This is a genomic window from uncultured Limosilactobacillus sp., assembly GCF_934202235.1.
GTDB lineage: Bacteria > Bacillota > Bacilli > Lactobacillales > Lactobacillaceae > Limosilactobacillus.
This window is the reverse complement of record NZ_CAKPXS010000019.1, coordinates 14,159-28,518: the sequence shown is the minus strand read 5'-3', so window position 1 is coordinate 28,518 and position 14,360 is coordinate 14,159. Positions and strand designations below refer to the sequence as shown.

Below are 14,360 nucleotides of genomic sequence, written 5' to 3'. Positions count from 1 at the left end.
ACCGCGGAAAAATTCCGCACTCAAGCCGCGTAAACTATTTTTCTATTTGAACTGTATACTTGACGGGCAATAGTGCCGGGTGCTGACGGTTTTTTGTTTACTTATTATTTGTTTGGCTGGTGAGCCCACTTCAGGCCAATTCCGGTCCATCCACTGGCAATGGAGAACAGCGGTGAAAGGAGGCTAAAGAAGGTGAATGGTAAGAAGTGAAGCACGGGGACGCTCAGGGTTGCCGCTGCGAAGGAACCGGCGACGCCCCAGGGAATGAGGTAGTTAATTACCGAGCCCCCGTCTTCAAGCACCCGGGAAAGCGCCAGCGGGTCGAGCCCCAACTTGAAGAACGGTTCTTTAAAGGCCCGGCCGGGAAGGATAACAGAAAGGTATTGTTCACCAATAAAGATGTTAACACCAATCCCTGACAAAATCGTCGCCGTGATTAAGCGGCCAGGGTTCATTAGGTGTTTAATTAATGGGTTGAGGGCCGTTTGAATAACGTGGAACTTCATCAGCAACCCTCCCAGCGAAAGGGTCATCACGATCAGGCTGACCGTTCCCATCATGCTAGAAATGCCACCACGGCTGAGGAGGGCATTGACTGAGGAGTCGCTAGTATGAGCAACGAAACCATTAGTAATTAGGTTGACGAGGGCCTTCAGTGAGTAGTGCGGCTGATTAGCAAAGATCATCACGACAGCAGTAAAAATGTTGATGAATAATGTCGGGATAGCGGGAACCTTTAACCAGGCGCAGACAAACATCAGCACGATCGGTAAGGCGGCCCACCAGCTAATGGTGAAGGAATGAGTTAAGACTGCCACTGTTTTCGCCACGTGGTTAGCAGCTAGTGACTCGTGATGACCACCCAGAATCCAAAATAAGATGAGGGAGATCGTCCAGGCGGGGATCGTTGTCCACATCATATTTTTGATGTGCTTAAACAGGTCACTACCGGCAACAGCTGATGCCAAGTTAGTCGAATCAGACAGTGGCGACATCTTATCACCAAAGATGGCTCCCGATAAAATGGCACCGGCTACTAGGGCCGCATTGACGTGCATTGTAATCCCCATCCCCAAGAGGGCAATCCCAATGGTAGAAATCGTAGTAAAGCCGCTCCCGATGGACACCCCGATTAATGAACAAACAATGAATACTGACGGGACAAAGAAGCTACCACTGATTAGTTTAAAACCAAGAACCATGATGCTGGGAATAATCCCCGCCTTGATCCAAACGGCGATCAGTGCACCGATGAGCAGGAAAATAAAGATTGGGATGATTGCTGTGGCGATCCCGTCTTTGATACCATCATGAATATCATCCCAACTGGTGCCGCGAATCTTAGCCCAGAAGACAATTAAACCGACTGTGAATAAGACCGGGATCTGCGGACTTAAGCCGAGGTGAATCACGGATGTTCCTAAAATAACCAGCATCAGCAATAAGACAATTACAGCTTCCGTAAAACTAATTTTTTTCATGTTCCTTCCTCCTCACAATAAAAAAACCGCCAATCGCAATGCGACTGACGGGACGATCAATACCGTGGTACCACCCGACTGACGGCTATACCGCCAACTCTTACCGGAAGATAACGGGCCCGATCACAACCGAATCAACATGATCGTCACGGTATTTCGTAGCGGGCGCCTGATCAGCTTTCACCGGCCGCTGACTCTCTTACGCTGAACGCTCGTTACTACTTCGACGAAATTGATTGATGAAATAATACCGTAAAAGCAGTTAGTCGTCAACAGCAAAATTAAAAAACAATGAGAATTTTTTAAATAACTTGAGTCCAGGGAACGGGACCGCGATAATACCATTGAGGTGTTTTGAAATGACGATAATCAATAACTACCAACAAGCGCTCGCCTTCATCCATGGGCGAACGAAGTTTAAAAAGATTCCGACACTGGAGCGAATGCGGGTCTTCTTAAAAAAACTTGGCAATCCCCAGGACCAACTCCGTTACCTGCACGTCACCGGGACTAACGGCAAGGGGTCTGTAGTAGCGATGACGAGAGAAATTTTGCTGGCTCACGGGCTGTCTGTCGGGACATTTACTTCGCCCTTTATTACCCGTTTCAACGAGCGCATTGAACTTGATGGCCGCCCCATTAGCGATGACGATCTCGTTAGGATTACGTCCCGGGTGGCCACGGTGGTCGATTTATTAGATCAGCAACTTCCTAGCGGTGGCCCCACTGAATTTGAAATTGATACTGCCATTATGTTCTGCTACTTTGCTGAAGTCCATCCCGACGTGGTGATCTTAGAAGTGGGCATTGGCGGGACTTATGATTCGACAAACGTCATTGCTGACCCGTTAGCGACGGCAATTACCAGTGTCGGCTATGATCACATGAAATACCTGGGACCGACGCTCGCGGACATTGCTCGCCAAAAAGCGGGGATAATGAAAAGTGGGCGGCCAATGGTGGTAGGCAAGCTACCCGTAACGGCAATGGCGGTGGTGGAGCAAGCAGCCGATGATCACCAGGTGCCGCTACTGTGTGCCGGGGTTGACTTTGTTGTCAACAGCCTTCAGGACGGGGCGCTATTTCCAGTAATTAGCTACCAAAGTGATGAGTTGGTACTTCCCAAAGTGACCTTATCGTTGGCTGGAGATTACCAGGTGGGAAACGCTGGGGTGGCCATTACTCTCGCTCGTCTGGCGTTGACCGCGCTGGGCTTACCCGTGGATAAACGTTCGGTGGCTCAGGGATTAGCGGCGACGCACTGGCCAGGACGGATGGAGTTGGTTAATTCATCGCCAACGGTTATTTTGGATGGTGCGCATAATTTGCCGGGCATCCAGGCACTGTGCCAGACGATTCGGGACGATTTTGCTGACAGGGATGTTTACCTGCTGGTAGCCATCCTGGCAGATAAGCAGTATGAAGCCATGCTAGGTGAATTGGCTGCCCTGCCCAACGTGCATTTGACTGCGACCCGCTTTGCTGGTCCAGGCAAGCAGCGGCCCAGTGCGGACCTTACCGCGACCTTAGCGCAACTACGGACTCGTTATCCGGTCCAAGAGGTGGCCGATTGGCAAACAGCCTTTGCAGGGATTGCCCACCAACTTTCGGCAGACGATGTGTTGATTATTACCGGCTCACTGTACTTTATTTCTGATGTCCGCCACTTGATGATGGATTAGTCCGAAACGGGTAAACCTCCCGTACTTAATTGGCAGGGAGGTTTTATTTGATGAACGAACAAACGACCACGTTTTACCAATTGCTGACTGCGGCTCTCCAGGACGTTGATAATGCTGACCAGTTAAGGGAAATATTTATCAAGCGTTGTCCAACACCAGGGGACTTCCAACGGCTGAGCTTAGAGGCAGAAAGTGAATTGCTGATGGAATCAAAAGGACGGTTGGGATCGCTCTTGGCCGCGATGCGGCTTGGCCAATTAGCGTTGACCAGTCAGCCCATTAGTTACGGGACCGCCTATTCAAGTAGTGCCCTGGGAAAAGCAATGGTGGATCGGTTGGCCAGCGAAACTTGTGAAACGGTTGTCATTGCCTGTACTGACGTTCATAACGAGATTATTACCCTGGAGACCCTTTTTAAGGGTGGTCAGGCGGAATGCCATGTTTACCCGGAAGAGATTTTACGTTATGCCTTAAAAAACGGTGCTCATGGATTAGTGATGGTGCATAATCACCCTAGTGGACAACCGACGCCGTCAAATTGTGACCTGAAGTTAATGAAGCGCTTGGAAACTGCTTGCTCAATTGTCGGCTTGCAACTACTCGACTGTCTAATTACGGGCCACCGTGACTACTACTCGATGCGGGAAGTGGAAAATAGTGGCGATGTCGCGGGATAGTTTAAGATTTGCTTACCTTCGTTAATTAACGCTGTGCTTTCCGGCAGAAAGTTGTATAGTATGACTGTTAATTGGCTAAATGCCTATGTTATAATGACAAAGATATTGATCTGATGACTAAACCATGAATAGTTAACGAAGGGAAGAAACACATTGCTGGGAATGGGAAATAAAAATATTGGCATTGACCTCGGTACTGCCAATACAATTGTTTACATCGAAGGTAAGGGAATTGTGCTGCGCGAGCCGTCCGTGGTTGCCCGCAACACTAAGACCAACGAAGTGATCGCCGTTGGTGAAGAAGCGCGGGACATGATCGGGCGGACGCCTGCCAGCATTACCGCAATTCGACCAATGAAGGACGGGGTGATCGCTGATTACGATACCACGGTTGCGATGATGCAGTATTACATGAATAAGGCGCTGGGTAAGAACGCTGGTAAGCCTTACGTAATGGTCTGCGTCCCTACTGGAATTACCGAAGTGGAAAAGCGGGCTGTCATCGATGCGACCCGGGTAGCCGGGGCCCGTGACGCCTATGTCATTGAGGAACCATTCGCTGCTGCTATCGGTGCCGGTCTTCCGGTAATGGACCCGACTGGTAGCATGGTTGTTGATATTGGTGGTGGCACGACTGACGTGGCCACAATTTCTCTTGGTGGGATTGTCTCAAGCCGTTCTATTCGAATGGCCGGTGATAAGATGAATGATGCCATCGCCCAATTTGTCCGCAACGAGAAAAACCTGTTAATTGGTGAACGGACTGCCGAAAAGTTAAAATGGGACATTGGTTCTGCTTCGCCCGAAGCCGCGAATGAAATGGGAACAACGGAAGTTCGTGGACGCGACTTGGTAACTGGTTTACCAAAGACAATCGAAGTTTCCGCGGTCGACGTATCCAAAGCATTGCAGGATGTCGTTGAACAAATTATTGCGGCCATCAAGGGAACGCTGGAAGAAACGTCGCCGGAAATTGCGGCCGACGTGATTGACCACGGGATTGTGCTGACCGGTGGTGGAGCTTTGTTGAAACACCTGCCGGAAGTCATTGCTGATGCCACGAAGGTGCCAGTCTTTATCGCTAATGACCCGCTTGATTGTGTGGCAATTGGGACTGGTGAATCACTCAAGAGCATTGACGTGATGAAGAAAAAGTAGGTTGAACCGGGCAATTTGTTCAGTTCGCCGGTAATGATGGGCGGGGCTGGTTGCAAAACGCTTTGTTTTGTCCAGCCCCGTTTCAATATCTGAAGTTTTTAAGTTGGAGGGAAAGGGATGCACAAGTTTTTTTCGAATCGCCGACTGGTGATTATCGTCGTCATCCTGATAGTCTGTTTCGGGTTAATGGCCGGTTCCGTGGCGTTGCGGAACCGTCGCAATACGCCACCGTTAATTCAGCAATTTGGTAACGACGTGGTTGGGTTTGCTGATGCAGTTGTTGCCTATCCGGCCAATGCAGTGCAGGGTGGAATGGATTCTGTGTCAGAACTGGTTAACACCTACCAGGAAAACCGGGAACTTAAGCAACAGGTGAACGAACTAGCACAAACCAAGGTCAGAGATCAGACGCTGGCCAAAGAAAACCGCCAATTGAAGCGTGAACTCAAGTTAAATCATTCCCTGACCGATTATCGGACAATCACTGCCGCAGTAATGGCTAGAACACCTTCAACTTGGCAGCAGCAGTTAGTTATTAATAAAGGTCAGACCAGTGGTGTGAAGAAGAATATGCCGGTAATGTCTGGCGCTGGGCTGATTGGCCGGGTGGCAGAAGTTAATAAAACTAACTCTAAGGTTGAACTCCTTAGTGACACTAGTGAATCGGCTAATCGCTTCGCCATTAGTATCGAGGGCGAAAATGGCAAGATGGTCAACGGGGTGATTACTGGTTACGATTCATCAGCTAACCTGTTGGAGATGGGCCAAGTAACAACTAAGGCGAAGGTGAAAAAGGGGAGTAAAGTTACTACCAGTGGAATGGGTGGCATTACCCCCAAAGGGCTCTACGTTGGCAAAGTTGCCGGTGTTGGTAAGGATGATTATGGGTTAAGTCAAAAGTTGTACATCAAGCCGGCCACTAATTTCAACGATATCAACATCGTTACGGTGGCCGAGTTAGATAGCGGGGAGTAGTGACCATGTACAGACTTTCGCGTTTGAAATATGTCTTCCCACTAGGACTATTTATTGCTCTCTTTTTGGATGGGAGCTTTAGTAAAATTTTTGCGCCGCTGATGTTTTCTTATCCTTACTCAATGAGCAGTCAGCTGGTAATGCTCTGGCTGGTGTTATCCTATTTTTTTGAAGAAAACATCCAGATTCCGCTGGTGTGGTTTGCTGTCCTCGCTGGCGCCGTGGTGGACCTCTACTATTCGGGGATTTTGGGGCTATTTATCTTTCTTTACCCGCTGATTATCCTGTTAACACGGGCCATTGACCGCCTATTAGACCGGAACTTCTTAAATATGATCCTGATTTTCTTCATTGATCTGGTAGTATTTGAGCTGTTAAATTATCTGGCCTACCGGATTATCGGTGTTATCCACCAAGGGTTTGGTGTTTTCCTGGTCGATAACCTTGCACCAACCCTGGCGCTCAACTTGATCTATTTTGTGATCTTTTTCTGGCCAGTCAGCCGGTTGTACCACTGGGCATTAAGCAAACGGCGACGTTCGTAACAGTGACAATAACCTGAAACCTTTAATGTTGTTTGAGTGGTAGTTATAAAGTCCCTGGCGTGGACAACACGCTGGGGACTTTATCTTTTTGTTTGGGGGAAGGGCACAGGGTTGTTATTGGCATGGAGCAACGTTATGATGGTCAAGGATTGAAAAGGAGCGTGCGTTATGGATTATCAGCTTGCCAAGGGTGTAAAACTACACATTATTCCGTCATCACAATTTCGGTTGACGAACATTGTGATTAACTTTTCGACGCTGCAAACGACTAGTAATGCGACTGCGCGTCACTTATTAGCTAACGTTTTAGAAACTAGTTGTCAAAAGTACCCCACCCAAACATTACTGGCCCGGCGACTGGATGCCCTGTTTGGAGCGGTTATTAGCGCCAATGTAGCGCGGGTTGGTCAAATTCACACGCTGCGGATGAGGGCCCAGGTGGTTAATGATCAGCTGGCACGGCTGCCCCTGTTGATGCCAGTGATTAACCTTTTACGAGAGATGATCTTTCAACCATTGATGGGTCAGCAAGGGTTTGATGCCGCCACTGTCGACGTCCAAAAAAAGAGCTTGGCGGGGTCACTGGCAGCAATTCATGATGATAAGCAGTTTGTTGCCTACCAGCGGTTAGCCCAATTATTTTATGACCAGACCAGCCCGATGTATTATCCCAGCTATGGTAATAGTCGGGATTTGGAACCATTAAATGGGACCAACTTGTTGTCAACGTATCGTTCATTACGGGATGAAGATCAGGTCGATATCTTTGTGCTGGGCGAGGTGGACGCCAAAAAAGTCCGGCAGGCCTTTGCAAAGTGGCCCTTCCGAGATCGGCAACCACTGACGGTAATGGCGGATTACCATCAGCCATTTCACCACCGACTACGGCAGCAACTAGACCGTGACCATGTTGAACAGGCAAAGCTGGATTTGGCCTACCACTTACCAATCTACTATCGCGATCCCGGTTATTATCCGGGCCTGGTCATGAATGGTCTGTTAGGCGGTACACCTTATTCCAAACTATTCTTAAATGTCCGGGAAAAAGAGAGCCTCGCTTATTATGCGGATAGTCAGCTTCGGGCTTTCAGCGGTCACGTTGTTGTGGAAACGGGGATTTCTGCAAACAATTACCACCGTGTCAGGGCCCTCATCGACCAGCAGATTCAGCAGTTGCAGGATGGTAAGTTTACCAGTGAGCAGTTGGAAGAGGTTAAGCAGTCACTGATTACCAGTTACCAGGTGGGCCTAGATAACTCGTTGAACATTATTGAACATCGGTTGGTCAACGAGCTGAGCGGGCACCCAGAATTGTTTGACGTGCCTCAGGCGGTCGCCAAGGTCAATAGGGAAGACGTAGTCGCAGTGGCAAAGCAGTTGAGATTGCAGGCAGTTTATTATCTAGGTGGTGATGTTGATGAGTAACTTGTACCAATCCAAAGTAGTTGACTACCAGTTAGCCAATGGGTTGACAGTTAAGCTGTTACCAATGCCCGGCTTTCATCAAACCTATGCAATGATTAACGTTAACGTCGGTTCCGTCGATACCCGTTTTCAGCCAACCAACCACGGCCTAATGACGGTACCAGCCGGGACGGCCCACTACTTAGAACACAAGCTTTTTGAGAAGAAAGACTATGATGCCTTTGAACTCTTTGGCCGTTTGGGTGCTGATTCCAACGCCTTTACCGACTTGTGCGAAACTTCCTACTTATTTTCGACGACGGGGCGGCTAAAGGAGTGCCTGGAGACGCTGCTTAACTTTGTTCAACAACCTTATTTCACCCAGAAAAAGGTTGACAAGGAACGGGGAATAATTGGCGAAGAGATCAAGATGTACGATGATCAGCCGGGGATGAGGCTATATGACGCCATGGTGGCTAGCTTGTATCCGCACACGCCATTGGCAGCCGACATAGCCGGTTCCATCACTTCGATTCAGCAGATCCGCGTGCAAGACCTTCAAGTACTCTACGACAACTTCTATCAGCCAGCAAATATGACCTTGCTGGTAGTCGGTGGCTTTGACCCCCGGGAAGTGTCGACGTGGATTCAGGATAATCAGGAGGGGAAGACTTTTTCCGCCCATTACCAGCGACCAACATCCATGATTATTAACTCAGCTGGCCAGGTCGTTTCCAACTGGCAGATGAAAATGGCTGTGCAGCGACCACGGGTGATGATTGGCTTGCGGGGTCAGCACGACTGGCCAGCAGCAGACCGGTTGAAATACCAGTTAGCGGGCGAATTATTTTTCTCCCTGATATTTGACGAGTCGTCTGATAATTTTCTGCGTTTATATAATGCCGGAATTATCGATGATTCGTTTGGCTATGAGTCTGAGGTTGCCAACCAGTTTGACTATGCTTGTTTGGGGACAGTGACTGATGATCCTGACCGGTTCATCAGTGAGATCGATCATCTTTTGCGTGATAGTGAGCGCCAAGTAGCATTAGCCGCTGGACAATTTGAAACCGTCAAACGGTCACTGCTGGGACGGCTAATTGGCATGATGGATTCACCGGAGGCAGTGGCCAACCGCTTTGCCGAAACGGCGAATGGCGCCTGGTTAATCACGGACGAAGTGGCGGTCCTTCGCTCATTAACCATTGATGACTTGCAGCTGGTGATTGATTCACTGATTAAACCAGAACAGTGGACTACTTGCCAAATTTTACCGGTGGATTAACTTGATTATTAAAGTGACAAGCATGTTATTGGCAATAGTGTTAAAATATCAAGTCGTGATCAGTGTCACGGGCGAGGGTGTTGACTGAGGTCAATAGCGGCTCGGGGCTATTGCGTATGATATACTATTGATTAACGATTTCAGAATAAAATGGGGAATTAACCATGAGTGAAAAGAAACAACCACAAATTGATGAACAGCCTCAAAAAGATAGCGGCAAACGGCATGCCAATATCGGCAAAAAGCTGCGTGCGGCTCGGGAGCAAAAGGGCTATACCTTAGATGATCTCCAGCAGATCACCAAAATTCAAAAACGTTATTTAATTGCGATTGAAGACCAAAACTTCAAGGCTCTGCCGGGGGACTTTTACGTGCGGGCCTTTGTTAAGCAGTACGCTGATACTGTCGGGCTGGATGGCAACGAGTTACTCAAAGATTACGAAGATGAACTGCCAGAAACGAAGACGGATGAGTATTCTAAACACATTACTCAGGCTGTTGAAACGCGGAGTAGCCACCACCGGACGGCTGAGAAGATGGAAAATGCCCGTCGTAAGTACCTGCCAACGATCATCATTGCGGTGATTGTCTTAGCCATCCTGCTGGTCATTTGGGTAATGGCAATTGTTCAGCACCATGACAATTCGACAAAGATTGACCGCTCGCGGGTTTCCGTTTCCGGTGAGTCTAGTCACAAGGCCAAAAAGAAGGCCTCATCGTCGTCTAAGAAGACCAAGAAGACTAGTGCGGCAATCAAACTGACTGAGACTTCCCGGAATGCTAGTGGCGTGGTTTATAGCGCCAAGTCACTGAAGAAGAGTACGCAGTTACAGATTAGTACCAACGCCCGGGCGTGGAATAGTGTCACCGTTGACGGGACCCAGCGTTTAGGGAAGACGATGAATGCTGGCGACAAGGATAACATTGTGATTGCCAAGACAGCATCGAGTGTTGTCATCCGGTTGGGCAACGCTTCTCAGACTACTGTTAAGATTGGTGGCAAAAAGATTAACATTACCGCTAATGGCCGCTACCCGTCAACACGGACAGTAACGATTAATTTTGGTAATGCTCACCAGTCGTCGGCAAGTAGCAACAGGACGGCTACGACTAATCGGCAGTCTCCAAGTCCGTCAACCAGGACGTCTAACAATGGTAATACCAGCCAGCCGGCGAGTCGGACAACGACGAATAATAACAATAACAACCAACAGCAAACAACCACGCGACCAACTAACGGTAACCAACAAACGGTGACCGCCAATCGTCAGCAGGGTAATCAACAGTAGGAGGCAGGACAGTGAATTTACCTAATAAGCTCACCGTTGTACGGCTAATCATTATTCCATTTTTCCTTTGTTTAATGGTTTTGCCATTAGCGGCGTGGGGGACAGTTTCATTTGGTGGGGCCACGGTTACCGTTGCCCGGTTAATCGCAACCATTCTCTTTATTGCCGCCACGATTACCGATAACCTGGATGGCCGTATTGCCCGTAGTCAGCACCTGGTAACTAATTTTGGGAAGTTTGCCGACCCGCTAGCCGACAAGCTATTAGTAATGACGGCTTTCGTGGTCTTAACTGCTGATGGGACGGTACCGGCCTGGGTCACCGCTATTATTCTCTGGCGGGAATTAGCAGTCACTGGCCTGCGGCTCTTGCTTGTTGAGCAAGACGGGATTGTATTGGCGGCAAAGATGCCCGGCAAGATTAAAACCACGACACAATTTATCGCGATTATTTTCTTGCTGCTCCACAACGCCTTCTTTGCGCTGGTTCACATTCCTTTTGGCGAGATCATGCTTTACATTTGTCTGTTTTTCACGGTTTACTCTGGAATCGACTACTTCTACCAGGGACGTGATGTTTTTAGCGATGGATTTAAATAAACAGTTTCATCATTGATTGACGGGGAGTGGATTGACAGCTTTCCCGTTAGCCCGGGAGTTTCTTGCATTTCCCGGGTTTTTTGTTCATAATAAAAAAGATATAGTGTTGGCGTCTTGCTATTGAGGAAGGGTGTCCCAAGAGTGAAAAAGTTTTATACGTTAAAAGTTGGTGCGTTAACTCGACAACTTCCGTTAGTCAAACTTAACGAAGACACCATGATTGCCAATTTTATGCTACTGGGCGACGATCAAATGACACGGACGGCGGCGCGGATGTTCGCCAAAAAAATTGACTTACACAGTTTTGACTACATTGCGACGGTAGAAAGCAATGGGGTCCCACTAGCGCACGACTTGAGTCTTTTAGCAGACCGTTCTCGCTCAATTGTCATTCGCAAGGAAGTCAAAAGCTACATGACAAACCCGTTGTCAGTACCAGTGAGTTCTATCATTACGAGTGGTCGGGAACTGGTCTTGGATGGGCGAGACGCGCAGCGAGTCTGTGGTAAGAGGATTATGCTCGTTGATGACGTGATTAACACGGGCAGTACCATGGCGGCCAGCGAGTTAGCGTTGAAACGTGCAGGCGCGACGGTGGTAGCGAGGTTGGCAGTTATTGCTGAAGGACCGACTGTGGTCCGCCAAGACATTACCTACTTGGCGCACTTGCCATTGTTTAATAACGATGGGACACCGAAGGAATAAGATGAGGCGGTTTTGACCGCTTTTTTATTTTTAATAGTCGTTTGGGGATTTTTTTCGCGTATATCTAAATTAGGGGGGTCACTAATGGATGCAGAGATCATTACCGTTGGTCAGGAAATTGTTTTAGGAGAAATTGATAATACTAACGCCCGTTTTTTGGCAGATCGACTACGACGACAGGGGATTGTTGCCCGTTGGCAAACGACGACGGCTGACGATCCACAGCACATTAGCGTTGCCGTTAGAAATGCACTATCGCGGGTGAAGACAATTTTTGTTTGTGGTGGACTGGGGCCCACGGCAGACGATAATACCCTGGCAGCGACCGCAGCGGCGCTGGGAACCCACCTGGTAATTGACGAACGACATTGGCGCTGGATTAAACAGGCATTTGCAAACAGTCACCAGGAAATTGTGAAAAGCAACATTGTCCAATCCTGTTTTCTTGCTGGGGGGCAACCGCTGACTAACCCTGTTGGTTTAGCCGTCGGGAGCTGGTGGCAGCAGGGCGCGAAAACGGTTGTTGTCTTGCCAGGACCGCCACGTGAATTTCAGGCAATGGTGGACCAGGAAGTGTTGCCACGGCTTCAGCAACTCTTGCCGGACCAGCGACTGGTAGCTGACTTGACCATGCACTACGTGGGTGTCCCTGAATCACAATTGATGACCACAATTAATGGCGCCCTTGAGGATAATTCGGCCGTGGTGGCGACCTCCTATGTCCAACCAGGAGAAATCCAGGTACGGTTAACGACAGCGGCTGCTAGTCAGGATGATGCTGATCGCCAGTTGCAGGCTGCCCGCCAGGTTGTCTTAGCGGCGCAACCACAGGGGTATTTTGGTGATGGTCGAATTACGCTGGTTGGTGAGGTAGTCAGGCTGCTGAAAGAACAGCACTTGCACGTGACAGCAGCTGAAAGCCTTACTGGGGGACTGCTTCAGAGTCTGTTGTGCTCGGTTCCGGGAGCTTCGACCGTTTTTGATGGTGGTTTTGTTACTTATTCTCCGGTCCAAAAAGCGACGATGCTGGGAATTCAAAAGGCAGTCATCGACAAATACGGGGTTGTAAGTTCAGAAACTGCCGGGGCCATGGCAGACGGCTGTCGTCAGAAAGTTGGTGTTGACTTTGGGTTGGGACTGACCGGGGTCGCTGGTCCGGATGAATTAGATGGTCAACCTGCTGGAACCGTGTGGCTGGGGTTATCAGCCCAGGGAGAACCGACGAAGACGCAGTGCCTTCACCTGCCAGCACATAGTGGCCGGCAAGCGATCAGGTTGAAGAGTGCCCAGGCAGCACTAATGATGTTGTACCAGCACCTGCAAAAATAAACGAACAATTGTTCGCAATTTGCTTGTAATTTAGGCAAGAACTGATATGATTATTTAAGAAGAAAGTGTCACACAAAGGAGGAAACAAGTTGGCTGATCAACGAAAAGCGGCCCTTGATGCTGCCCTACGGAAAATTGAAAAGAATTTTGGTAAGGGCTCAATTATGCGAATGGGTGACGCAGCTGATACGCGGATTGCCACCGTTTCGAGCGGTTCATTAGCAATTGATGAAGCATTGGGAGTTGGTGGTTACCCGCGTGGGCGAATTATTGAAATGTATGGACCGGAAAGTTCCGGGAAGACAACGGTGGCATTACACGCGGTTGCTGAAGTCCAACGCGGGGGTGGTACTGCTGCTTACATTGATGCCGAAAATGCCCTTGATCCGCAGTATGCGCAAGCCTTGGGGGTTAACATTGACGACCTCCTCTTATCACAGCCAGATACTGGTGAAGAGGGCTTAGAAATTGCGGACGCGTTGATTGCTTCAGGCGCGATTGATATTGTCGTTATTGATTCCGTTGCTGCTTTGGTTCCGCAGGCGGAAATTGATGGTGAAATGGGCGATACCCATGTCGGTCTCCAGGCGCGGCTAATGTCGCAGGCATTGCGGAAACTCTCCGGTGAAATTAATAAGACCAAGACGATTGCCGTCTTCATTAACCAGATCCGTGAAAAGGTTGGGGTAATGTTTGGTAACCCTGAAACAACCCCTGGTGGTCGGGCACTGAAGTTTTATTCCACAATTCGGTTGGAAATCCGCCGTGGTGAACAATTGAAGAATGGTTCCAACGTAATTGGTAACCGGGCAAAAATTAAGGTTGTGAAGAACAAGGTTGCGCCGCCTTTTAAACGCGCTGAAGTTGATATCATGTATGGCAAAGGCATTTCCAAGACGGGTGAGTTATTGGACATGGCCGTTGAAAAGGACATGGTAAAGAAGTCTGGTGCATGGTATTCATATGGGAAGGAACGAATTGGTCAGGGACGTGAAAACGCGAAGAAGTGGCTGGCCGATCATCCTGAGTCATATAACGAATTGCTTAATAAGGTTCGGGTGGCGTATGGGATGCAGCCAGCACCAAGTACCGATGGTGAAAAGAAGGGTACTGGTGATCCACAGCAGGAAACGCTGGAAGAAGCATCCCAAAATAAATAGTCTGACCAAACGATTGCCGTTGGCAATCGTTTTTTCTTTTTCAGCTAACCTTTGCTAATTGACACTCCACG

The 14,360-nt window shown here is 48.8% G+C and carries 13 protein-coding genes; 12 read left to right on the top strand and 1 reads right to left on the bottom strand.

Annotated features, from left to right (window positions below; all coding sequences use genetic code 11):
- Positions 1–104 precede the first annotated feature (104 nt).
- Positions 105–1,481, bottom strand: a complete 1,377-nt coding sequence (nhaC, locus tag Q0E49_RS04265) for a Na+/H+ antiporter NhaC (protein ID WP_295746715.1) — start codon at positions 1,479–1,481, stop codon at positions 105–107.
- Positions 1,482–1,846: 365 nt separating this feature from the next.
- Between nhaC and Q0E49_RS04260 the strand changes: the two genes are divergently transcribed.
- From Q0E49_RS04260 to recA, 12 genes are all read left to right on the top strand, one after another.
- The gene (locus tag Q0E49_RS04260; protein WP_295746717.1) at positions 1,847–3,163 is read left to right on the top strand and encodes a folylpolyglutamate synthase/dihydrofolate synthase family protein; all 1,317 of its coding nucleotides are present in this window, start codon (positions 1,847–1,849) and stop codon (positions 3,161–3,163) included.
- 50 nt (positions 3,164–3,213) lie between these two features.
- Positions 3,214–3,840, top strand: a complete 627-nt coding sequence (locus tag Q0E49_RS04255) for a JAB domain-containing protein (RefSeq protein ID WP_295746714.1) — start codon at positions 3,214–3,216, stop codon at positions 3,838–3,840.
- Between the two features lie 153 nt (positions 3,841–3,993).
- A complete protein-coding gene (locus tag Q0E49_RS04250) occupies positions 3,994–4,998 on the top strand; it encodes a rod shape-determining protein (protein WP_295746713.1) in 1,005 nt (334 codons plus the stop codon).
- A gap of 117 nt (positions 4,999–5,115) precedes the next feature.
- On the top strand, positions 5,116–5,973 hold the full coding sequence (gene mreC / locus Q0E49_RS04245) for a rod shape-determining protein MreC (RefSeq protein WP_295746712.1): 858 nt from the start codon (positions 5,116–5,118) through the stop codon (positions 5,971–5,973).
- A 5-nt stretch (positions 5,974–5,978) separates the two neighbouring features.
- Positions 5,979–6,518 carry a rod shape-determining protein MreD gene (mreD, locus tag Q0E49_RS04240; protein WP_295746711.1) on the top strand — a complete coding sequence of 180 codons (540 nt, stop codon included), beginning with the start codon at positions 5,979–5,981 and terminating at the stop codon, positions 6,516–6,518.
- A 168-nt stretch (positions 6,519–6,686) separates the two neighbouring features.
- The gene (locus Q0E49_RS04235) at positions 6,687–7,943 is read left to right on the top strand and encodes a pitrilysin family protein (RefSeq protein WP_295746710.1); all 1,257 of its coding nucleotides are present in this window, start codon (positions 6,687–6,689) and stop codon (positions 7,941–7,943) included.
- Positions 7,936–9,207, top strand: coding sequence for a pitrilysin family protein (locus tag Q0E49_RS04230; RefSeq protein WP_295746709.1), 1,272 nt, complete (start codon positions 7,936–7,938; stop codon positions 9,205–9,207). The genes Q0E49_RS04235 and Q0E49_RS04230 overlap by 8 nt, the downstream gene beginning before the upstream one ends.
- Before the next feature lie 164 nt (positions 9,208–9,371).
- Complete coding sequence (locus tag Q0E49_RS04225) at positions 9,372–10,496, top strand: RodZ domain-containing protein (protein ID WP_295746708.1); 1,125 nt, start codon at positions 9,372–9,374, stop codon at positions 10,494–10,496.
- A gap of 11 nt (positions 10,497–10,507) precedes the next feature.
- Complete coding sequence (gene pgsA / locus Q0E49_RS04220; RefSeq protein ID WP_295746707.1) at positions 10,508–11,095, top strand: CDP-diacylglycerol--glycerol-3-phosphate 3-phosphatidyltransferase; 588 nt, start codon at positions 10,508–10,510, stop codon at positions 11,093–11,095.
- A 141-nt stretch (positions 11,096–11,236) separates the two neighbouring features.
- On the top strand, positions 11,237–11,800 hold the full coding sequence (locus Q0E49_RS04215; RefSeq protein WP_295746706.1) for a phosphoribosyltransferase family protein: 564 nt from the start codon (positions 11,237–11,239) through the stop codon (positions 11,798–11,800).
- A gap of 84 nt (positions 11,801–11,884) precedes the next feature.
- Positions 11,885–13,129, top strand: a complete 1,245-nt coding sequence (locus Q0E49_RS04210) for a competence/damage-inducible protein A (RefSeq protein ID WP_295746705.1) — start codon at positions 11,885–11,887, stop codon at positions 13,127–13,129.
- A gap of 89 nt (positions 13,130–13,218) precedes the next feature.
- Complete coding sequence (gene recA / locus Q0E49_RS04205; protein WP_295746704.1) at positions 13,219–14,289, top strand: recombinase RecA; 1,071 nt, start codon at positions 13,219–13,221, stop codon at positions 14,287–14,289.
- The last annotated feature ends 71 nt before the right edge of the window (positions 14,290–14,360 follow it).